The organism is Hydrogenimonas cancrithermarum, assembly GCF_030296055.1.
Taxonomy (GTDB): Bacteria; Campylobacterota; Campylobacteria; order Campylobacterales; family Hydrogenimonadaceae; genus Hydrogenimonas; species Hydrogenimonas cancrithermarum.
The window spans coordinates 1,134,315-1,156,527 of record NZ_AP027370.1 but is presented as its reverse complement, the minus strand read 5'-3'; the positions used below and the strand labels follow the sequence as shown (position 1 = coordinate 1,156,527).

General features: G+C 55.0%; 20 protein-coding genes. 15 read left to right on the top strand and 5 right to left on the bottom strand.

The window, feature by feature from the left end:
* Window positions 1-10: 10 nt before the first annotated feature.
* The 11 genes from fliD to QUD54_RS05855 all read left to right on the top strand — a co-directional run bounded on the left by fliD (window position 11) and on the right by QUD54_RS05855 (window position 11,505).
* The gene (gene fliD / locus QUD54_RS05905; RefSeq protein WP_286336017.1) at window positions 11-1,399 is read left to right on the top strand and encodes a flagellar filament capping protein FliD; all 1,389 of its coding nucleotides are present in this window, start codon (window positions 11-13) and stop codon (window positions 1,397-1,399) included.
* 131 nt (window positions 1,400-1,530) lie between these two features.
* Window positions 1,531-3,291, top strand: coding sequence for a flagellin N-terminal helical domain-containing protein (locus QUD54_RS12085; RefSeq protein WP_286336016.1), 1,761 nt, complete (start codon window positions 1,531-1,533; stop codon window positions 3,289-3,291).
* 94 nt (window positions 3,292-3,385) lie between these two features.
* The gene (locus QUD54_RS05895; RefSeq protein WP_286336015.1) at window positions 3,386-3,961 is read left to right on the top strand and encodes a class I SAM-dependent methyltransferase; all 576 of its coding nucleotides are present in this window, start codon (window positions 3,386-3,388) and stop codon (window positions 3,959-3,961) included.
* Between the two features lie 9 nt (window positions 3,962-3,970).
* The gene (locus QUD54_RS05890; protein ID WP_286336014.1) at window positions 3,971-4,117 is read left to right on the top strand and encodes a hypothetical protein; all 147 of its coding nucleotides are present in this window, start codon (window positions 3,971-3,973) and stop codon (window positions 4,115-4,117) included.
* Window positions 4,092-4,709: a Fic/DOC family protein gene (locus QUD54_RS05885; RefSeq protein WP_286336013.1), complete on the top strand. Its 618-nt coding sequence runs from the start codon at window positions 4,092-4,094 to the stop codon at window positions 4,707-4,709. The genes QUD54_RS05890 and QUD54_RS05885 overlap by 26 nt, the downstream gene beginning before the upstream one ends.
* A 3-nt stretch (window positions 4,710-4,712) precedes the next feature.
* Entirely contained in the window at window positions 4,713-6,491 is a 1,779-nt protein-coding gene (gene asnB / locus QUD54_RS05880) for an asparagine synthase (glutamine-hydrolyzing) (protein ID WP_286336012.1), read from the top strand.
* Window positions 6,492-6,700: 209 nt separating this feature from the next.
* On the top strand, window positions 6,701-7,780 hold the full coding sequence (locus tag QUD54_RS05875) for an OmpA family protein (protein WP_286336011.1): 1,080 nt from the start codon (window positions 6,701-6,703) through the stop codon (window positions 7,778-7,780).
* 4 nt (window positions 7,781-7,784) lie between these two features.
* Window positions 7,785-8,789 (top strand): hypothetical protein, encoded by a 1,005-nt coding sequence (locus QUD54_RS05870; protein ID WP_286336010.1) that lies wholly within the window; start codon window positions 7,785-7,787, stop codon window positions 8,787-8,789.
* Window positions 8,790-8,798: 9 nt separating this feature from the next.
* Entirely contained in the window at window positions 8,799-9,560 is a 762-nt protein-coding gene (locus QUD54_RS05865; protein WP_286336009.1) for a hypothetical protein, read from the top strand.
* Window positions 9,557-11,017 (top strand): WD40 repeat domain-containing protein, encoded by a 1,461-nt coding sequence (locus QUD54_RS05860; protein ID WP_286336008.1) that lies wholly within the window; start codon window positions 9,557-9,559, stop codon window positions 11,015-11,017. Before QUD54_RS05865 ends, QUD54_RS05860 begins: the two co-directional genes overlap by 4 nt.
* A complete protein-coding gene (locus QUD54_RS05855) occupies window positions 11,014-11,505 on the top strand; it encodes a hypothetical protein (RefSeq protein WP_286336007.1) in 492 nt (163 codons plus the stop codon). Before QUD54_RS05860 ends, QUD54_RS05855 begins: the two co-directional genes overlap by 4 nt.
* Here the strand turns inward: QUD54_RS05855 and QUD54_RS05850 are convergent.
* Both QUD54_RS05850 and dcd read right to left on the bottom strand, forming a co-directional pair.
* Window positions 11,491-12,006 carry a c-type cytochrome gene (locus tag QUD54_RS05850; RefSeq protein ID WP_286336006.1) on the bottom strand — a complete coding sequence of 172 codons (516 nt, stop codon included), beginning with the start codon at window positions 12,004-12,006 and terminating at the stop codon, window positions 11,491-11,493. The two genes, QUD54_RS05855 and QUD54_RS05850, sit on opposite strands and share 15 nt — an antisense overlap.
* Window positions 12,003-12,569 carry a dCTP deaminase gene (gene dcd, locus QUD54_RS05845; protein WP_286336005.1) on the bottom strand — a complete coding sequence of 189 codons (567 nt, stop codon included), beginning with the start codon at window positions 12,567-12,569 and terminating at the stop codon, window positions 12,003-12,005. The genes QUD54_RS05850 and dcd overlap by 4 nt, the downstream gene beginning before the upstream one ends.
* A 65-nt stretch (window positions 12,570-12,634) precedes the next feature.
* Between dcd and accB the strand changes: the two genes are divergently transcribed.
* Window positions 12,635-13,093, top strand: a complete 459-nt coding sequence (gene accB, locus QUD54_RS05840) for an acetyl-CoA carboxylase biotin carboxyl carrier protein (protein ID WP_286336004.1) — start codon at window positions 12,635-12,637, stop codon at window positions 13,091-13,093.
* A gap of 4 nt (window positions 13,094-13,097) precedes the next feature.
* The gene (locus tag QUD54_RS05835) at window positions 13,098-14,435 is read left to right on the top strand and encodes an acetyl-CoA carboxylase biotin carboxylase subunit (protein ID WP_286336003.1); all 1,338 of its coding nucleotides are present in this window, start codon (window positions 13,098-13,100) and stop codon (window positions 14,433-14,435) included.
* Between the two features lie 54 nt (window positions 14,436-14,489).
* Here QUD54_RS05835 and QUD54_RS05830 read toward each other — a convergent pair whose 3' ends face one another.
* Window positions 14,490-15,251: a DUF481 domain-containing protein gene (locus QUD54_RS05830; RefSeq protein WP_286336002.1), complete on the bottom strand. Its 762-nt coding sequence runs from the start codon at window positions 15,249-15,251 to the stop codon at window positions 14,490-14,492.
* A gap of 5 nt (window positions 15,252-15,256) precedes the next feature.
* Window positions 15,257-16,099 carry a peptidylprolyl isomerase gene (locus tag QUD54_RS05825; protein ID WP_286336001.1) on the bottom strand — a complete coding sequence of 281 codons (843 nt, stop codon included), beginning with the start codon at window positions 16,097-16,099 and terminating at the stop codon, window positions 15,257-15,259.
* Between the two features lie 98 nt (window positions 16,100-16,197).
* Between QUD54_RS05825 and gltX the strand changes: the two genes are divergently transcribed.
* Entirely contained in the window at window positions 16,198-17,601 is a 1,404-nt protein-coding gene (gltX, locus tag QUD54_RS05820) for a glutamate--tRNA ligase (protein WP_286336000.1), read from the top strand.
* Complete coding sequence (locus QUD54_RS05815) at window positions 17,591-18,874, top strand: malic enzyme-like NAD(P)-binding protein (protein WP_286335999.1); 1,284 nt, start codon at window positions 17,591-17,593, stop codon at window positions 18,872-18,874. Before gltX ends, QUD54_RS05815 begins: the two co-directional genes overlap by 11 nt.
* Window positions 18,875-18,892: 18 nt before the next feature.
* Here the strand turns inward: QUD54_RS05815 and QUD54_RS05810 are convergent, their stop codons facing one another.
* Window positions 18,893-22,102 carry an NAD-glutamate dehydrogenase domain-containing protein gene (locus QUD54_RS05810; RefSeq protein WP_286335998.1) on the bottom strand — a complete coding sequence of 1,070 codons (3,210 nt, stop codon included), beginning with the start codon at window positions 22,100-22,102 and terminating at the stop codon, window positions 18,893-18,895.
* Window positions 22,103-22,213 lie beyond the last annotated feature (111 nt).

Below are 22,213 nucleotides of genomic sequence, written 5' to 3'. Positions count from 1 at the left end.
GGATTGAACCATGGCAGATTTCGGAGCGCTCAGTTCCCTCGGGTTGGGAAGCGGCGGCGCACTCAGCTACGATATTATAGACAAACTGCGCAAAGTCGACGAAGACGCCCAGATCAAACCCCTCGACGGGCAGATCGAAACGGTCAAAAGCAAAGAGACGGAACTCGCTAAAATCATCACGATGACCGCATCGCTGAAAAGCTCTCTCTTCGACCTCTCCGACCCCGTACTCTTCGCCAAACGTACCGTCCACGTCACGGGAGACAACATCGAGGTGGAAGTGGAGGACGGCACCAAAGCCCAGGAGATCGACATCACCGTCAAAGAGCTCGCCAGAGCCGACATCAAGCAGACCAAAGGTTTCGCCTCCGACAGCGCGGTGGTCACCACTGTCGACACCGACATGACCATCACCATCGACGGCCAGGCAACCACTTTCACCGTGGCCGCGAACACGACCCTCAAAGACCTCAAAGAGCTGATCAACGAAAAGATGGGCGGCAGCGTGGAAGCCACGCTGCTCAACACGGGCGGTACCGACCCCTACCGCCTTATCCTCAAAACCGCCGAAACCGGTGCCGACCAGGCGATGAGCTTCTCCTTCGACGACGGCGACCCCAACACGGCCGACGACGATTTTTTGAACCTCACGGCTCCCGAAGCCAACGTCCAGGACGCACGCGACGCCCTGTTCACTTTCAACGGCGTCGACATCGTCCGCTCTTCCAACACCGTCGACGACCTGGTCGTCGGCCTGACCCTCGAGCTAAAAAGCGAAGGCACGAGTGCCAACCATCTTTCCATCACACAGGACAACGAAGGCATCGCGGACCGAGTACAATTTTTCGTCGACCAGTACAACGAACTCATCGGCACGCTGGATACCGACACGAAATACGACGCCGAAAACAAAACGGCCGGCATCTTCCAGGGCGACAGCACCATCACTTCGCTCAAACTCTCCATCACCCGTATCGCACTGGGCGTGGCACCCAATGGCAAAGGATTGGCCGATTTCGGCATCGACGTCACTCGAGACGGGATCATGAGTCTCGACAAGGAAAAGTTGGTCTCTTCGCTTGAAAAAGAGACCGAGAGCGTTCAGGAGACTTTCGCGGGGAGCGACGAGCGCTCCGGTATCTTCCTGAACCTCAAAAACTACCTCGACGATGCGGCAGTGGGCCGCGATTCACTACTCTCCAACCTCGATACCCAATTCAAAGAGCGCCAAAAGAGTCTGGAGGAGCGCCGCGACCGGGCCCTCGCCTCCATCGAGGCCAAATATGAGGTGATGGCGAAGCGTTTCGCCGCCTACGACGCGCTGATCGGGAAGCTCAACTCCTCTTTCCAGTCCCTGCAGTCGATGATCGACGCCCAGCTCGCCGCCGCCAAAAAATAGCCGCGATTTTTCCATAATTTCTTGCCGTTTCCATTTTTTCGAAGCGGCTCCCTAAACAATTTTTCCATATGTCCGATCTGGTTATGTAAGAGCAAGGACGCTCTTTACCCAAATCAACCAAGGAGGAAATCATGGGATTTCGAATCAACACAAACATCGGTGCGATGAATGCACATCGCAATGCACTTATGACGAACAAAAACCTCAATACGTCACTTGAGCGTTTGAGTTCCGGACTTCGCATCAACAAAGCCGCGGACGACGCCTCGGGCATGGCGATCGCCGACTCGCTCCGCGCACAGGCGCAGGGTCTCGGACAGGCCATCCGAAACGCCAACGACGGTATCGGTGTCGTCCAGACCGCGGACGGGGCGCTGGACGAGTACATCAACATCATCAACACGGTCCGCACCAAAGCGATCCAGGCTGCCTCCGACGGCCAGAACGCCGACTCTCGCCAGGCAATCCAGCGCGACATCAACCGGCTCCTCGAAGAGGCGGACAACATTGCCAAAACTACGTCGTTCAATGGTCTGAAACTGTTGGATGGCACATATACTGACAAAAAATTTCACATTGGTGCATATGCCGGTGAAACTGTCAGTTTAAGTGTCTCTTCTGTAAGGACAACGGAAGTGGGAGAAATCACAAGTGTTTCTGGAAATGATATCAGTACCACATCGATGGTTAATGGTACGGACAATGTAACAGAAACTTCAAAAGGCTATGTGATTAATCAAGGCGAGCTCACTATCAACGGTATAGATGTCACAACTGCCCTTAATCAAAAAAATCCTAATGACCTTTTAAGTGCAAAAAGCGTTGCTGCAGCCATTTCCGACGAGACTGGATTGCTCGCGACCGCCAAAACGGAAGTACAAGGTGGAGCTATTGGCGGTGTTACGCTTGACGGAGACACCGACTATGTCAAAATTAACGGTATCAATATCGGTGAAGTCACTATTACTGCCAATGACAGTGATGGTGCATTCGCGAAAGCGATCAACGATGTAAGCCATTTGACAGGTGTTAAAGCGGAACTTGCCAACGGTAAAATCAAACTCGTTGCTGAAGATGGTCGAAACATTAGTATCGATCTCGGTGGAACAGCTACAACAGCTGCAACAGGTTTGACGGATTCCACAACAACCGTAACAGGAACTAATGATGCGGCAAACGGATTGCTTACAACTGATACAGGTGCAGTAACGATCGCCGAAGGTGCATTGATCATCAATGGGCACGACATGGCCGGTACATATGGTTCTTCAGTGGCGGGAAGCGCTGCAGACGAGCTGATTGCCGCAATTCAAGCGATTGATGGTTTGGAAAATTCCTCGATCGCAGACGGAACAAACGGTGGTATTATCACTCTTGTATCAAACACCGGTGCCGATATAAATATCGCAGGATCAGCCGCTGCTACATACAGCTTTGCATCTGGTCAAGAAGGAATTCACAACAGTTCCAACAAAGGTACTGTGAGTATCGTCAGTGACGAAAAAGTTGTGGTAGGCGGAAACGATCCGGCAACTTTTGGATTTACGGCAGGAGGCTTCACCCCCGAAGCCAACGATACGAGCTTGGACGATGTTAATGTTCTTTCACGTATAGGTGCCGAAATGGCCATTGTCATTACCGACGCTGCATTGAAGGAACTTGATGCGACCCGCTCTGACCTCGGTTCGGTCCAGAACCAGCTCGAATCGACGATCCGTAACATCTCCGTCACCCAGGTCAACGTGACCGCAGCCGAAAGCCAGATCCGCGACGTCGACTTCGCCGAAGAGTCCGCACGCTTCGCGAAATACAACATTCTCGCTCAGAGCGGTTCCTACGCCCTTTCACAGGCGAACGCCGTTCAGCAGAACGTGCTGCGACTCCTTCAGTAGTCGTTTTTCTTCCGGAGCCTTTTCGGGCTTCGGAAAGCTCTTTTTTTCCTTCTTTTCGATAAAATTCTTGAAATCCCTCTTTTTGTAGGTCATTATGGCACGTATCGACCAGTCTCTCTTCTATATCCGTTCCATCGAAAGACACGGCTTCAATGCCAGAGGCGTCGCATGGAGCGACGAAATGCGCCAAAGAAGGCGTTTTACGATGCTGCTCAAGCAGATAAAAGATATCCGAAACAGAACCGTCGTCGATGCCGGCTGCGGTTTCGGCGACCTCTATCTCCATATGCGGGAAAAGAGTCTTTTGCCGAAGCGCTACATCGGTATCGATATGCTCGACGTGATGGTCGAAGAGGCCAGGAAGCGCACGGGGCGAAACATTCTGCGTCGGAACATGCTCAAAGACCCGCTTCCCGAAGCCGACTGGTATCTCGCCAGCGGCAGCTTCAACCTGCTGACCCGTTTCGAGACGCTGCTGGCGATCAAACGCTGCCTCGATGCCGCCAACCGGGGCATCGTCTTCAACCTGCTCGAAGGCAAAGAGCGCGATGGTACCTTCAACCACTGGCTCCCCCGCGAAATCGAAAAGGCGTGCCGCCCTTTCGGGAGGGTGACGCTCTACGAGGGTTACCTGGAGGGGGATTTTACAGTTCGCATCGATTCATGGTAATATAGAGCCATGAAAACGATCGAAAAGTCCGAAATCAGACGTGCTGTCACGATCTCGCAGACGATAGAGGGATACAAACCCCCGAAAGAGAAAGTGTGCCGCATCGTTCGCGCCCTTAAAAAAAGAGTCCATGTCAAAGTATCGGCTAAGCGATAGCCCCATCTACTACCCGGGTACCGATGTTCCCGTCAATAAACTGGGCATTGAGGATTCCGAAACCATCCATGCGTTGGAAAGCGAACTTCTTTACGAAGCTTACGAGACATTTATCTCCGAACTCGATGAAACCACGCAATTCGACGAAAATTATTTCAAATCACTACATTACAGAACGTTTTCCCCTCTCTACGAGTGGGCCGGGGAGTATCGTACATTCGACATGGCAAAGGGTGATTCGTTGTTTTGTCGGGGTCTTTACGTTGCAAGCGAATCGCAACGTATTTTTTCGGAATTGAAAATGAAAAAATATCTCACAAACTGCCAATCTTTTACACGAGACGATTTCGCCCGAGAATTGGCGTACTTCAAATGCGAACTGATCGCCCTGCACCCTTTTTATGAACTCAATGGCCGTATTACAAGACTTTTTTTCGACCTCATCGCCACGTACAACGGATACCACCTCATCGATTACAGTTTTTTTACACCCCGGGAGTATATCGAAGCATCGATCCGTTGCGTTCGTTACGCGGATGAGGAGGCGATGCGACAAATCGTCTCGACGGGATTGAAAAAGCGTTCGGATTAGAGCATGTGCGCGATCTTCGGCATCGTCGGCCCCTACGACGAAAAGGCGGCCCGCAGGGCTTTTTCGACATTCGCCCATCGGGGGCCCGACGGCAGCGGCATCGTCGCCGAACCGGGCCTCTTTCTGGCCCACCACCGTCTCGCCGTCATCGACCCGCTTCCCGAGGCCGACCAGCCGATGCGCGTCGGCGGCACGACGGTGCTTTTCAACGGCGAGATCTACAACTACCGCGAGCTTCGCGAGAAGCTGGGTAGCCGTTTCGGTACCCGAAGCGACACGGAAGTGCTGGGGCGCGCCTTTTTGGCGTGGGGCGAAAAGATGCCGGAGCGTCTGCGCGGGATGTACGCCGCCGCTTTCTGGCGCGACGGGGTCCTCCACCTCTTTCGCGACCCCTTCGGCAAAAAGCCTCTCTACTACGCCAAAATCGGAGAGACTTTCCTCTTCGCTTCCGAAATAAAGGCGATCCGTTCCATGTTTCCCCAAATCCGATGGTCCCGCGACCGGATCCCTTCTTACCTTTCCTATCAATCGTTCATTTCGCCATATACCTTCTTTCCACAGATTTCCCAACTCGAACCCGGCGGGTATCTGCGATACGAGAAGGGAGAGATCGATGTAACCGTCGAGGAGGTGCTGCCCGTAGATCCCGGCAGTGGCAGTATCGGATTCGACCGGCTCGAAGCGCTGATCGATGAATCCGTCCGCTACCGCCTGGTGAGCGACGCTCCACTGGGCGCGCTGCTCAGCGGCGGGATCGACAGTTCGCTCGTAGCGGCGATGGCGCAGCGCAGACTGGCCAAACCGCTGCCTACCTTTACCGTCGGTTACAAAGGGTATGAAAAGTATGACGAGCGCAGGTATGCCGAGATGGTGGCGAAGCGTATCGGCAGCGACCATCACGCTTACGAAATGGGAATGGAAGATTTCCTCTCCTGCGCGGACGCGCTGGCGGCGCATCTGGACGAACCGCTCGGCGACCCGGCGGCGGTGCCGCTCTGGTTTCTGAGCCGAAAGATCCAAAAAGCGGGTGTCAAAGTCGTTCTCAGCGGCGACGGGGCGGACGAGCTCTTCTTCGGCTACCGCCCCTATTACGAGATGGCCGACATCGAGAGGGCCCGTGACTTGAAGTTCAAAAACTGGCTGCGCAACTACTTCCGCGCCCACTACAGCCCCAACCGGGAGTGGGAGTGGTACAAACGTATCTTCGACGATTCCGTGCTCTTTCGCTCTTCGGCCGAACTCTTCACCGATCTGCAGCAAAACCGCCTTTTGAAACAGAATGTCAAAGACGATCGGTCGTTGACATGGATCGCGCACTACATCGAACGCTTCGGCGATGCGGTAGGCTCGCAATGGTACAGCTACATCGACATCAAGGTGCAGCTTGGAGAGGTTTTCTTGAAAAAACTCGACCGTGTCAGCATGGCCCACGGCATCGAGGCCCGCAGCCCCTTCATGGACCGGATGCTGGTAAAGGCGCTCTTTTCATGCGATCCTGCGTGGCGCATGGGAGAGCGGCCAAAATGGCTGCTCAAAGAGGTAGCGAAGCGCTACCTGCCCAACGAGATCGTCGAGAGGAGAAAGAAGGGGTTCTCCTACCCCTTTATCGAGTGGCTTCACGCAAGCGGCGAGCTTGCCGTCATCGACCGCGTGAACGCGATGATGAAACTCTTCGACGATTCGAGCCTGCGCTTCATGGTCGAAAAGTCGAAAAAGGGGCGCTTCAAACACCACCTCTACGCCGTCTGGTTCCTCTGCAAGTGGCTCGAAAAGCGCCTTTAGCGCCTCAGAGCCCCTGCACCTGAATCGGAGTGGCGCTGTCGTTCCTCGTGCCTCCCCTTCATGGCTCACTCTTTCGATATGGATTGTATTGCGATATGAGATATTAAAGTGTGTACCAGGTCACAAAACGACGAAAAAAAACGTGGTATAATTTTTAAAATCGAGGACTAAAGTTTCATTAGCCTCACAAGCTAAAAAGGAGGTGAAAGATGAGAAAGATCGCCGCGTTTTCATGGATGCTCCTGCTGCCGGTGCTGCTCGTGGCCGGCGGCCTGGTGACGGGAAAGACGAAGTACACCAAGTTCGAACCCGGCGACAAGGTACTCTTCGAGACCGATTTCCGCGACTGCCCGGTGGGGGAGTTTCCCGAGGGCTTCGACAAGTTCGAAAAGGCGGTCGAATGCGTCAAATTCGACGACCATATCTGGATCGCTCCCTCCACCGACAACGGCATGCGGCTCTGGAAAAAGCTGGCCCTCGGCGGCAACGACTTTTCGATCGAGTACGACCTGCTCCTCAACCCTGAAAGCAAAAAGGGGATCAATCCCAAAGTGAAAATGCGCCTCTTGACCCAGGGTAAAAGCGAAAAAGAGTGGGACAGGGAGGCCCATCCGCATATCGACGAACCCTACGATCTCACCTTCTATGGCGACCGCATCCAGTTCGGCCAGGTGGGCAAGCTGATGGATGTGCGGCACCCAAGCGTCAAAAAGCTTCACTTTGCCCTTCAGGTTCGGCGCCATCAGTACCGCGTCTTCGTCGATGGCAAGAGGCTGGCCTCGATCCCCTTTCAGGCTAAAGCCCACGGCTTCGAATTCGTCTTTTGGGACATGCCGGCCTACGGCGCGCTTCTTTCAAATATCCGTGTCGCCAGATATACCAAAAAAGAGGCCAAGCCCACCCCCGAAAAGCTGGGCATCGGCGTCAAAAAGACAAAAGAGGGGATGAAACTGACGGTACCGGAGAAGGTGCTCTTCGGTTTCAACGAGTTCATCCTCAAGCCCGAAGCCAAAGAGGCGCTGAGCGTAGTGGGCGACATCATCCGTGAAAATCCGGCCAAAAAGCTGATCGTCACCGGTTACACCGACAACGTAGGATCGGATGCCTACAACCTGAAACTCTCCCTGCAGCGGGCCCAGTCGGTGGCGGACTATCTGATCTACTGCGAAAAGGTCGATTCGAAGCTTTTCGAGATCGTCGGAAAGGGCAAAGCCGACCCGATCGCCGACAACGCCACCGAAGCGGGCCGCGCGAAGAACCGACGGGTGGAGATACGGATCGTGAAGTAGCGCCATGAAAGCTCTGGCACTCCTGCTGACGTTGGCCGGGTGGCTCTTCGCCTGCCCGCCGATGCCGGACACCCTCGCCATCGAGCTGAACAGAGCGGGCGTCACTCTGAAAACACCGCCCGCCGAAGAGGTGGAGAGGTTGAGAAAAAGGGCAGGGGCGCGCAGGCTCGAAATCGGAAAGAGCCAAGAGAACATCGCACAGATCGTGCTCGTGGCGCCCCCTCCGGAAAGAGTGGTCACGAAAGTGGGTTCGCAGGTGGATCTGAGCCGATTTTTCGAGCGCAAAGAGTGTATGGGCAGTTGGGATGTTTTTCATGCCTGCCAGCTTCCTCCCGAATCCGGGGACGCGAAGCTGGTCCGAAAGATCGACGAAGCCTTCGTTCGCAAACTCACGGGAGAGGAGCGGTGTGAATGCAGCGGTGAGGATCGCGATCTCTGCCCAAAAGGGGGCGGGGAAGCGGCGTCTGTACAGGAACCCGACTTTCTCAAGTGGCAGCTTCGGTGGCCAGCTCCGAAGACCCTCCGTATCGAAGCCAACATCGGAGAGCCCGGAGGATTCGGAAGCCTGAAGGAGGCCAGGGCGAGCCTGCACCGGATCAACGCCCTGCTCAAAAAGGTCGTCTACGGCGCACATTTCCCCGAAAGCCGAGATGAGGAGCGCAGCCGCGAAGATATCTACTGGACAGAGTCCCATCCAAAGAGAATCGACTACGATTTTGGCAAGGCCGTCGGAACGATTCTCGAAACCCTCGAAAACCGGGGGTATCTCCTGGGGCTGTCGGCAAAGGATCGGGAGCAGATCGCGCATCTGGCCGAAGGGGGGAAACTCCTCTACTACCTTCCGCCCCGATGTGCCGCCAAAACGAAAGAGTGGAGGTGGGTCCCCGATGGGGAGGGAGGATACAGACGTATCGTCGAAACCCCCGCCCCGGGATGGAAAGCTAGGGACAACAACGCCCGCTTCTTTATCGACGCCGAGGGGTGCCCCCGCTATGAATTGCTGAGATAGGAGGATGGAATGAAACGGATTTTTTTGACGCTGATACTCTCTCTGCTGCCCCTGATGGCAGGAAACGATGCGCTATGCATCGAAACGAGTCAAAAACTGTTCGATCTGCAAAACGCCATCGTGACCGATGCGTTCGAAAAACTCGAGCCCGGCGCGTGGGCCGAGTATCGTGCCGGCGACCGGAGCGTCAAAGCCGTCTACGCCGGCAGAGCGCGCATCGGAAACTCGACCCTGCAAGGTATCGAGTTTGGGAATGCTCCCGTGGTCGAACAGGTCTGGTACGCCATCGTCGACAAACGTTTCACGATCGGTGGCGAAACCTACACGATGCGCACCCTCGATCCACGTCTCCTGTTCGTGCGCACGAAAAATGGCCTCTTTCGGCTCGATTACTCCCAGCTATCCATACTCGAAACTTTTATGGGGCGCCGGAGTCTCAGCACCATTCTCACTCCCGCTCAGATCCATGTACCACCCGATTGTTCCCATATACCGCGGCTCTCTTCGCGGTCGGTCAGGCTAAAGAGCGGAAAGAGGATTGAAGCGACTGCCATCACCTCCGAAACGGGGGAGACGATACTCGTGAGTGAACGGGTCCCTTTCGGTGTCGTCCGCCTTCCCGGGCGACCGGGTGCTGAACTGATCGACTTCGGATTCGAAGGGGGCGAGACGACGATCGACGCGAAAGCGAGAAAACGGGCCAAAACCTTCGCGCTGCCGCGTGGGCCGGCCGCCTTTCCGATCGCTCCTTTCGGTGGAGTGCCAAGATGAGAGCGCTTTGGCTCCTCTCTCTCCTCTTCGCCACAGCGATCTGGGCCGCACCGTTCGAGCAGACGCGGCAGATCCAAATTCCCGGCACCTACTACTTCACTCCCGCGCGATCGGGCGGCGAGTGGGCCGCCTTCGGTTACGTCAGCAAGGTCGAGCCCACCCCCGAAGAGCTCGAAGCCCACGAAAAGAGGATGCGTACCATCATCGACGAAGGGATCCGGCGCGAATACGGCAGCTGGGAGAAGTATGAAAAGGCGATGAGAGAGGCGGGCCGCAAAGCCGCGGCCCGGGAGGAGTCCGGCGCCCCTTCGTGGGTGAAGCGCCTGATGCCTCCGGCGGTGGTGCAGGAGGCGGTGCCGCTGTTTCTGAAAGGGGCGCTGACCTATGCGAAAAGCCACCCCGAAGCCTCCAAAGAGCCCATCGGCAATCTGGGCGAAACGGGGGTGATTCTGGTGAGCGGCCGGGGTGAATGGCGCAAAGTCGCTCTGGGTATCGACCAGCCGGTCCTGTCGCTCGACTTCTCTCCCGACGGGCGCGAGCTGGCGGTGTTGACCGATCTGAGCGTGGAGGATAGCAAAGGGCGCTACCACCCCGTCGGGCGCATCGACGTTCTGGCCGTACCCTCGGGCAAAAGGCTCTATTCCGCCATTTTCGCCAACGCCGTCGACGAGGTGTGCTTCACATCCGACGGTGAGTCTCTGACCTTTCTGGTCGAAAACCCGAAAAAGTGGAACCAGAAGGCACTGCGTTTCATCGACAGAAAAACCTGGCGACTTGAAAAGCGCACCCTGCTTTTCGATTCCCGCGACAGTTCGGGGGAGGCTTTCGGAAAATCCTATCGCGTCCCCCACTACCGCTTCTCGCCTAACGGCGAGCGTGTCGCCCTGCTGCTGAAAGACGGCGGCATCGGCCTTTTCGACACGAAGAGCCTGCGGCCGGTTTTCGAGATCGAAGGGGGCGGTGGGGCTTTCGTCTTCGCCCATACCCGCCCCTGGCTCTTCGACGACAACGGACGACTCTGGAATTACGAGACAAAAACCCTGCGGTGGCGGACGAAAGAGAGCTACAAACCCTACCGCTGCGTCGCCTTTCTTCCCGGCGACGGGAGGATCGTCGCCTCGACGATTTTCGGGGCGCTACGGATCTTCGATGCCGAAACGGGCCGCACCGTGGCCGCCTCCCGCAGGCACGAAAGTTATGCGGGCCTCTTTTTCCCCTCGCGGGATGGGCGCCATATCTTCGGCTTCATGAGCGCCCCGCACAATCGCTTCGCCGCCTACCGGGGCTGTTTGAAGCGGCGGGCGGTGGCGCTGAAGGTGCTGGACGCCTCGGATTTGCGATTGCGCCAGCTCGTCGATTTTGCGGATTCGACGGTGCTGGACGCGACGGCGGGAGACGATGCACTGTTTATCAGTGATTTCGATACCATACATATCTACAGAAGGAGTGAACGATGAAACCGATAACGAGAAGTATACTGAGCGTGGCCCTCGGCGCCACACTGGCTCTGGGTGCGAATCTTCCGAACTACAAGACGCTGTGCGAAGAGTTGGGAGAGATTCCCGGATGGTCCCTCACCAAATGTGAGGGGATGAAGATGGTCAACCCGATGATGGGCGAAGTGGTGACGGCCGCCAAAACCTATACCAAAGGCGACAGCAGCCTGGAAGTGACCGTGGTGAGCGGCATGCAGGCGATGATGATGTGGGGACCCTACGCCGCCGGCACCACGATAGAAAACGACGAGGCGCTGGTGAAACTCGAAACGATCGACGGATTCCAGGTCGGTATCTCCTACGACAAAAAAGAGCGTTCGGGGGGCATCGTCGTCCGGTTGGCGGACAACGCCGTGCTGGGAGGGAACTTCCAGAACATGGATTGGAAAGAGGCGCTCGATCTGATGAAAAAGATCGACTGGAAGAGGCTCGCTTCACTCTTTCGGTGAGGATGAGCGCAGCTTCTCGGCCTCGCGGATGCGCTTTTCGATTCCCAGCAGCGGATGGCGCGTCAGGTCGGGGAAGGTTCCGTGGACACCTTTGCCGTCTTCGCCGTGGCATCCGCCGCAGTTGCTGACATAGAAGGTGTGTCCTTCCCTGACCCACTCGGGATGGGTCGGTTTCAGACCTGCCAGAGTGACGACGTAGGCAGCGATCTTTTTGGCCGCCTCCGGATCGGCGAAACCGGCTTGCATGTCGCCGTAGGCGTACCCGAGTTTTTGGGACGAGCCGTTGTTGATGACATTTTCGATGTAGCGTTCCAGGTAGGCGACGGAGCGCAGCTCTTCCAGTGTCTTTTTACTCTCTTTTTCTCTGCACACCGAACATTCGGCCGCTTCGCGCTTCGTTTCGTGGCGGTGTTCCGTTTTGGAGAGATGGCGCGAGCGGTTGAGGTAGAAAGCGGCCGCGACAAAGAGTGCGACAAGAAGCAGAATGAGTGTCTGTCTCAATCTTCGTTCAATATGCGCGGCAGCGTGATGCCGGTCTGTGCCTGGTATTTGCCGGCTTTGTCTTTGTAGCTCGTTTCGCACATCTCGTCACCTTCGAAAAAGAGTACCTGTGCGATCCCTTCGTTGGCATAGATTTTGGCCGGAAGCGGTGTCGTGTTGGAGATTTCGATCGTGATGTGGCCTTCGAACTCGGGTTCGAACGGCGTGACGTTGACGATGATACCGCAGCGGGCGTAGGTGCTTTTGCCCAGGCAGATCGCCAGGACGTTACGGGGAATGCGGAAATACTCGACGGTGCGCGCGAGCGCGAAGGAGTTGGGCGGCACGATACAGATGTCGCCTTGAAAATCGACGACGTTTCGCTCGTCGAAGTGTTTTGGATCGACCACTTCGGCGTTGACGTTGGTGAAGATTTTGAATTCGTCGCTGACGCGTATGTCGTAGCCGTAACTGCTGAGGCCGTAGCTGACGACCCCTTTGCCCACCTGATCTTCACAAAACGGTTCGATCATCTTTTCTTTCAGTGCTTTTTCACGTATCCACGTATCGCTCTTGAGCCCCATCAATCATCCTCTAAATATAGATGTGTTATTATATTACACCTTACTTTAAATTTTTGGAGAATGTGATGAATCTGAAAGAGATAAAAGATCTGATAAAAGTATTTAACGGCAGTGATTTGAGCAAGCTGAAAGTCGAAGACGGCGATTTTGCGCTGACACTCGAAAAAGGCGGTGCGGCCGTGGCGGCCACAGCGGCACCGGTACAGCAGGTACAGGCCGCTCCGGCGCCTGCCGCAACAGCCCCCGCTCCGACAGAGCAGAGTGAGAAGAGCATCCCGGAAAATGCCGATTACATCACCTCTCCGATGGTCGGTACCTTCTATCGCTCACCTTCACCGGACTCCCCTCCGTTTGTCAACATCGGCGATGTCGTTCGCAAAGGTCAGACGCTCTGCATCATCGAGGCGATGAAGATCATGAACGAAATCGAGGCGGAGTTCGACTGCAAAATACTCGATATCCTGGTGGAAGACGGCCAGCCGGTCGAGTACGACATGCCGCTTTTCCTGGTAGAGAAGGTCTGAGCCGATGGCTGAAATCAAACGTATCCTGATCGCAAACCGCGGTGAAATCGCGCTTCGGGCGATTCGAACGATCAAAGAGATGGGCAAGGAGGCGGTCGCCGTATACTCCACGGCCGACAAAGATGCCAGCTACCTGCGGCTTGCCGATGCGACGATCTGCATTGGCGGCGCAAAAAGCGGCGAGAGCTATCTGCATATTCCGGCGATCATCGCGGCGGCGGAAGTGAGCGAGTGCGACGCGATCTTTCCCGGTTACGGCTTTTTGAGCGAAAACCAGAATTTCGTCGAGATCTGCCAGTTTCACGATATCAAGTTTATCGGCCCCAGCGTCGACGTCATGGCACTGATGAGCGACAAAAGCAAAGCGAAGCAGGTGATGAAAGAGGCGGGCGTTCCGGTCATCCCGGGAAGCGACGGGGCCGTCGAAACGGTCGAAGAGGCGAAAAAACTCGCCAAAGAGATGGGTTTCCCAGTTATTCTTAAAGCCGCAGCCGGCGGCGGCGGCCGCGGGATGCGTGTCGTCGAAGACGAGAGCTATGTCGAGAACGCCTTCCTCGCGGCCGAAAGCGAAGCGATCACGGCATTCGGCGATGGGACGATCTACATGGAGAAATTTATCGAAAATCCGCGCCATATCGAAGTCCAAGTGCTTGCCGACAGCCACGGCAATGCCGTTCATATCGGCGAACGTGACTGCTCGATGCAGCGACGTCACCAGAAGTTGATCGAAGAGTCGCCGGCGATGTTCCTCGATGACGAGACGCGGGCGAAGCTGCATGAAGCGGCGGTCAAGGCGACGAAGCATATCGGCTACGAGAGTGCAGGAACCTTCGAGTTTCTGGTCGACAAACACAAAAACTTCTATTTTATGGAGATGAACACCCGTCTTCAGGTAGAGCACTGCGTCAGCGAGATGGTGAGCGGCATCGACATCATCGAATGGATGATCCGCATCGCCGAAGGGGAGAGGCTTTTCGACCAGAGCGACGTACGACTCGAGGGTCACGCGATCGAGTGCCGCATCACGGCCGAAGATCCGGTCAACTTCATCCCCTGTCCCGGAAAGATCAGCAAATGGATCGCGCCAGGCGGAAAAGATGTGCGTATCGACAGCCATGCCCATGCGGGTTACATTATCCCGCAGCATTACGACTCGATGATCGGAAAAGTGATCGTATGGGACAAAGACCGTGCCCGTGCGATCAAAAAGATGCGCCGTGCGATGGACGAGTTCGAGATCGGTGGCGTCAAAACCGTCATCGATTTTCACCGCCGTATGATGCGCAACCCCGATTTCATCGAAAACCGCTTCGATACCAAATACCTCGAATCCCACATGTAGGAAGCGGCCCCTTTTCGGGCCGTTTTTTTCGTTACTCTGTCGCTCTCTTTTCTCTCAAAACTTCCACATCAGTGAAACTTTCTGCGCTACGTCGTATGTTTTGACATCGTTGTTTTTGGGCGGCGTGGAGTCGTAATTGTTGATAAGGCGAAGCAGGAGGTAGAAATTTTCGAAGATCGGTGTCTGCAGTTCCGCGATGGAGTGGACCGTATAGTCCTCCCATGCATCGATTTTTGGCTGATAGAAGAGATAGGCGTTGATCTCCGTTTTGTTGGAAAAGTTTTTTGAGTAGTGGAGGTAGCCGCTGAAACGGGTATTGTATTCGTCCGGATCGATCTCCGGATTGCTGAATCGCAACCGTTCGTAGAGCAGGCCCATCCCAAAGTAGATACGCCCATAGGTTCTGTCGTCATAGAACCGGTAGCGAACCCCCGCTCCTGCCAGCGATCGGTTCTCGATCTCTCTGAGTTTGTTGCTTTCGGTCTGGATATAGGCTTCGGCATAGAACGGATCACTGATTTTGTAAAGATAACGCAGGTGGGCGAATCCTTTGTTCTCGATCTGCGCTCCGAGCGTGTCGGTGTAGTTGTAGCCGCCAAGCGCCCAGATGGCATAGCTGGCGTTGCTGTCGTAGCGAAGGTCGAGATCGAGCCCTATCTCCGTTTTTTCCGTATTGCCGCGCTGGTTGGAGAGCGAAAGGGCCAGTGAACCGCTTGTTCCGGGATGCTCCCCGATTTCGATGGGAGAGATATCGACATAGGCGAAAAGGGGAGCGGCGAAAAGGCAGAGCAGTGCCGTGAGCAGATGCCGGATCATGACGGTCAGGGAGCGCGAAGGATTTTGACGTTGGCGGCGGCGCGGAGTTTTTCAAAGTGGCTTTCGATCGCCTCTTTGCGTTTCTCCTCCATCCATTTGGCATAGACTTTCTGCTTGACCTGTTCGAACGGAAGCGGCCTTGGGTTGACGAGCTCCTGAATCAGAAATGTGACGAATTGCCCGCCTGCGGGGATGATTTGTGTGAACTGCCCTTTGGGTGTCTGTGTCAGAAGATAGAGGAGCTGGGGGTCGAGCTTGTTCGTGGGGATCGTCTGGGCGGTCTGGGTGACGCCCGGAACGGCCGCCATCGGATTTTTCATCGCCTTTTGAAGTGCCTGCCTGGAAGGGGCGGAGTACTGGATCGCGCGTATCGCTTCAGGGATGGAAAATTCGTCGATGTGCAGACGATAGTACTCTTCGAGTGTCGTATCGCTCGGCGGCTGGATTTTGGTGCTGAGGATCTGGCGGTAGAGCCGTTCCTGCAGCAGTTTCTCCTTGACCCTCTTTTTGTATGCGTCCCAGTCGACCCCCTGATTGGCCAGGATCGTGCGCATCTTCAGCGAGTCGATGTTGTTCTGCTGCGCAATGCGTTCGATCTCCTGATTGACGTCGAAATCGTCGACCTGAATGCCCAGACGCTTCAGCTCCTCGTCTTTGAGGCGCTGCTTGATCAGGTATTCGACCGCTTTCTCTTTCGACAGACCCAGCTGTTTCTGGGCTTTGTAGATCTCGTACAGGGTGATGGGCTGGTCGTCGACAACGATGCTGATGGCGTCCACAAGGCCGGCGTAGATCGTTGTGGCGGAAATCAAACATGCCGAAAGGAGAAGGCGTAACGGTTTTATCATCTCGGTGGATACCTCACAATAGTTATAGCCGATATTGTATCAGCTTTTTATCTAAAAGAAACTATAATGGCCCAACTATTTTCAAAGGTGGACAAATTATGGTAGTGACACGTTTTGCCCCGTCACCAACGGGATTTTTGCATATCGGCGGGCTGAGAACCGCACTTTTCAACTATCTTTGGGCACGGAGGAACGGCGGGGAGTTCAAGCTGCGTATCGAAGATACCGACCAGAGCCGCAACTCGGCCGAAGCGACGAAAGCGATCCTCGAGGCGTTCGACTGGGTCGGCCTCTACTACGACGGCGAACCCGTCTATCAGTCCGACCGGTTCGACCTCTACAAAAGCTACATCCTGAAGCTGCTCGACGAGGGGAAGGCCTACTACTGCTACATGAGCAAAGAGGAGCTCGACAAGCTCCGCGAAGAGCAGATGGCGAAAAAAGAGCGGCCGCGCTACGACGGGCGCTATCGTGATTTCACCGGAACGCCGCCGAAGGGGGTCGAACCGGTCGTGCGCATCAAGGCGCCGCTGGAGGGCGAAATCGTTTTCGAAGACGGGATCAAAGGGACCATCACGATCAAAGCCGATGAAGTCGATGACTTCATCATCGCCCGAAGCGACGGGACTCCGACCTACAACTTCGTTGTCGCGATCGACGACGCGCTGATGGGGATGACCGACGTTATCCGCGGTGACGACCACCTCTACAACACGCCCAAGCAGATCATCGTCTACGAAGCGCTCGGCTTCGAACTGCCGCGTTTCTATCATGTGCCGATGATCCTGGGCGAAGGGGGAAAGAAGCTCTCCAAACGCGACGGCGCGGCCGATGTCATGGACTACAAGCGTGCCGGCTATCTTCCCGAAGCGCTGCTCAACTTCCTCGTACGCCTGGGATGGAGTCACGGCGACCAGGAGATTTTCAGTATGGAGGAGATGCTCGAGCACTTCGATCCGACCGATATCAACGCCTCCGCGTCGCAGTACAACCCGGACAAGCTGCTCTGGCTCAACGCCCACTACATCAAAAACAGCTCCAACGAGCGTCTGGCGAAACTGCTGGAAGATTTCGGCCTCTATCTGCTCAGCCACGACAAGCGCGAGATTCTGCTCGACATTTTCAAAGAGCGATGCAAAACGCTGGCAGAGATGGCGGAGCAGATCAAAGAGGTGATCGAAACACCTGAAAGCTACGATGAAAAAGCGCTCAAGAAGGCGATGAAAGGCAATGCCGCCGAGATTCTCAGAGCGTTTGTGCAGAAAATCGAAGATGCCGCCGGAGAGTTGCATCTTCCGACCGATTACCATGCACTGATGGAGAATTTCGTCAAGGAAAAAGAGATCGGTTTCGGCAAGATCGGCATGCCGCTTCGCGTCGCACTTATCGGTCGCCTCGGCGGCCCCGATCTGAGCGATGTGATGAGTATCGTCGGCAAACAAGAGACCGTTGCGCGCATCGAAAAACTATTGAACACCATAAAGGAATCCAGTGCCTCATAGCATCACAAAAGACGAAGTCCTAAAATACCATGAAGGCGGCAAGATCGGTATCGCGATCACCAAGCCTTGCGACAGCGCCCGAGACCTTTCGATGGCCTACACTCCGGGCGTGGCGGAGCCGTGCCTGGCGATCGAGAAGGACCCGGCATTGGCATACCGCTACACCAACAAAGCCAATCTCGTCGCCGTCATCACGAACGGAACGGCGGTGCTGGGACTCGGCGATATCGGACCCTGGGCGAGCAAGCCCGTGATGGAGGGAAAGTCGGTCCTTTTCAAGAAGTTCGCCAATGTCGACGCTTTCGACATCGAGATCGACGAAAAAGATCCGCAGAAGCTGATCGCGATCTGCAAAGCGCTCGAACCGACGTTCGGCGGGATCAATCTCGAAGATATCAAAGCCCCGGAGTGTTTCGAAATCGAGGAGAAGCTGAAGAAAATTACCAACATTCCGGTGATGCACGACGATCAGCACGGTACGGCGATCATCACGAGCGCGGGGCTCATGAACGCACTGGAGTTGACGGGAAAGGATATTTCGAAGATGAAGATCGTCGTCATCGGTGCAGGCGCCGCGGGTATTGCATGTGCGAAGATGTACCGCCAGCTCGGTGCCGAAGAGATCGTGATGCTCGACTCCAAAGGGGTCATCCACAGCGGACGTGACGACCTGAACCCCTACAAAGCCGAGTTCGCACTCGATACCACCGACAGAACCCTCGAAGATGCGATGCGCGGTGCCGACATGGTGCTGGGCCTTTCTCGGGCGGGGCTCGTGACCAAAGAGATGGTCGCTTCGATGGCACCCGATCCCATCATCTTCGCCCTGGCGAATCCCGTACCGGAGATTTTGCCCGAAGTGGTCGCCGAAGTGCGTGACGATGCGATGATGGGTACGGGCCGCAGCGACTACCCGAATCAGGTCAACAACGTTTTGGGATTTCCTTTCATTTTCCGAGGCGCGCTCGATGTCCGTGCGACGGCGATCACGGAGGGGATGAAGATGGCGGCGGCCAAAGCGCTTGCGGATCTGGCGAAAGAGCCGGTTCCCCAATATGTCAAAGATGCCTACGGTGGGGAGGAGCTCGCTTTCGGCCCCGACTATCTGATCCCCAAACCGTTCGACAAGCGGGTATTGCTTTGGGAATCCGCGGCCGTGGCGAGAGCGGCGGTGGAAGAGGGTGTGGCGCAGGTGGAGAGTTTCGACTACTGCAAATACCGCACCAAGCTCGCCGCCGATATCGGACTCATACTCGCCGATCCCTGCGAATAGAGGCGTATCTCCCCATTTTTAAATGGGATTCTCCACGGTCATCTGGATCAGGCTGTTGACGAGGATCGCGATATCCTCGAGCCTTTCGATGACGGGCTGTTCCATGAATTTTCCAAAACTCTCCTGAAGGAAAGTGTACCGTTCTTCGCAATCGTGAAGGTAGCTTTTGAGTGCCTCTTCCATCGTTTCGTTCTTTCTCTGGTAGTGGATCACTTTTTCGCTCAGAGAGGTGACGGCGAACTCGATGAACTCTTCGAGCTGCTTTTTGATCGTATGCTCCTCTTTGTTTTTCGGACGGTAATTTTCCAGTGCTTCCATGATTTCGTTGATATGAAGCTCTTTGATGATGGCGTACATCAGCTTCGCCGTTTCGTCGAAGCGGCGGTGGTTCTTTTCATGCAGAATGATCGCGGCAACAGTGAATTTCATGTAGGGAAGATGGTGAAAAAAGCGGTTGATCGGGCTCTTTTCGTTGACGATCGGAACGATGTTTTCATCCGGTGTCATCTCCATCAGGGTCGCCAGTTCGCTCTTGTACCGAAGAAGTGTCGGCGCATGGATCTGCTCGGGTGAGAGATGGCGTATCATCCAGTTGACGCTGAACTCCAGCGTCGTCTCGATTTCGAAGAGCAGTTCATACTGCTTTTGGGCCTCCATCGCATAATCGTGACGGAAGATTTCGAACCGGATATCGTTGGAGCCGAAGAGTTGGTTGCATATCAGATAACTTTTGACTTTCGATACGAAACGTTCGTTGCCGAGTTCGTCGAAATCGCTGACGAAGGTGACCCCTGCATTGTTGACGACCCTGTTGGCCATAACGGTAGCGGCGATTTCGCGCCTTAGGGGATGGCCGAGTATTTCGTCTTCGTAGATGGTGGTAAAGGTTTTTGGGAAATATTTGAGCAGGTACTCCTGGGCGAACGACTCTTCGAGTAGGTCGCTTTCGAGAAGCTGGCGTTTCAGAAATATTTTGGCGTAGGAGAGAAGTGTGCCGAGTAGGGGACGAACGAGCCCCTGGTTTGAATCGAGTACTTGCTCGATTTTTTCGTCTTTGGGGATGTGGAACTGTTTTCGGCTGAAGACGGGAAGTTCGCGTTCGAGCAGGGCGATCGCCTGTAGAAACGGCACCATATCGCGCTGGCTTCGGCGATAGTCGAGTGAAATGGCGAGCGACTGGTGGTAGTTGGTCCAGAGTACCCTGTTGGTGACCATTTCCGCCTGGTGCTGTAGCGCTTCGAGGCGGCTCTTGTCGTCCAGCTGTCCCTTTCTTACAAGTGCACCGAGCGTGATTTTCAGATTGACCTCGTAATCGCTGGTATTGACGCCGGCGGAGTTGTCGATGGCGTCGAGATTGATGAAGCCGCCCGCTTTCGCATATTCGATCCGTGCAGGAAGCGTGAATCCGAGATTTCCCCCTTCGCAAACGGCATGAACCTTCAGGTCGGACGCGTCGATGCGGACATTTTCGTTCGCTTTGTCGCCGACGTCGAGATTGCTCTCCCAACTCGCTTTGACGTAAGTTCCGACGCCACCGTTGAAGAGCATATCCGCTTTCAAGCGCAAGACGGCCTGCACGATCTCTTCACCGCTCATACTCTGGCGTGTCGTCCGGAAGAGTTTCTGCATCGCGTTCGAAAGCAGGATCTCCTTTTCGTCGCGTCCGAAGACACCGCCACCTTCGCTGATCTTTTCAGGATCGTAGTATCGCCATCCCCCTTTGGGGCTCGCGGCGAAGAGGCGTTTTCTCTCCTGGTAGGAGATCTCCGGGTCGGGGTCTGGATCGATGAAGATTTCGTTATGGCTTATGGCCGCCAGCAACCTGAAATGGCGGCTCAGCAGCATACCGTTGCCGAAGACATCCCCATTCATCGACCCGATGCCGACGACGGTTATCGGTGTTTCGTAGAAGTTGATGCCCCGTTCGATAAAAAAGCGCTCCACGGAACGCATCGCTCCTTTGGCGGTAATGCCGAGTTCTTTGTGGTTGTATCCGTTGCTTCCTCCGCTCGCAAACGCATCGCCCAGCCAGAACGCTCTTTTTAGCGCGATCGCGTTGGCGGTATCGCTCATATGGGCGGTTCCTTTGTCGGCCGCGACGACAAGATAGGTGTCGTCTCCATCGTATCGGACGATTTTCGGATTGACGATCGTTCTTCCCTCCTCCTGATTGTCGACAAGGTCGAGTAGGGCATCGATATAGAGTTCGTAGAAATGTTTAAAAGTATTGCGGTCGATCTCTTCTCTCGGAAGACGTATGATAAACCCTCCTTTTGCACCACGGGGAATGATGACGGCATTTTTCCCCTCCTGCGTAAGCATCAAAGAGTGGATTTCGACGCGGAAATCTTCGAATCGATCGCTCCAGCGGATTCCCCCCCTGCTCACTTTTCCCATGCGTAGATGGACCCCGCTGAGACGATAGTGGTGGACGAAAGCTTCGATGTGGGGCTGGATCCCCTCCAGTTTGCCTTGGATTCGATCCGTGTGTGTTTTGAATGCGATCGTCTCCTTTTCGAGAAAAAAGTTGGTTCTTACCATCTGTCGGATCATCTCGAAGAGCATACGGATGACCATATCTTCCGTGATGTGGGTAATGGGATGGAGCATCTTTTCGATCCTCTTTTCGCTCTCGTTCATCTGCTCTTTTCTGCGTTTGAGGGCAGGGTTGAATTTCAAATAGAAGTAGGTCAGAAGCGATTTGGTGATTTGGTGATGTTTGATGAGAACATCGGTGATCGTCACGCGGTTGAAGGAGAGGACCAACTGGTTTTCGAAATCGATCAGTGCGTTGAGCAACTCGAGTTCCCGGGGGGAAAAATTTTCGAGCAGAGTGAGCTGCAAAAGCGGTGTGTTGGGGAGTTTCGGGTGGCAGAGCATCGTTTCCAGAAGCTCGAGAATATTCTTTTTCGTCCGCTTGATATCGTCGACACGCTCGTTTCCGATCCGATAGCGGCTGACCGATATCTTTTTTTCTCCGAAAGGGATTTCGTAGGTGATTTCACTGTGGACGGCCAGACCGATATTTTTCAGAAGTGGTACGATCTGCGTCAACATAAAATGGTGTGTGCTGTAGATCTTCAGATAGAGCGCACCATTCTCGTCTTCGATAAACTCCGCTGCGAAGGGGTGGGTTGAAAGCTCTTTTTCGATCGTCTCCGGAAGCGTGAGGTCGTCACTTCTTAGTATCTGTAGGCAGGTATTGGCGTATCGTTGATCCAAATCCATGGTTTACCTTTTGTCTGAAATTTTTTGACAAAGCCGGCTTCGGTGAAGCTTCCATTCGTTTGGCTCTGTCTGAGGGCGGAAAATGAAACATCCAGATTCTATCGCGTATAG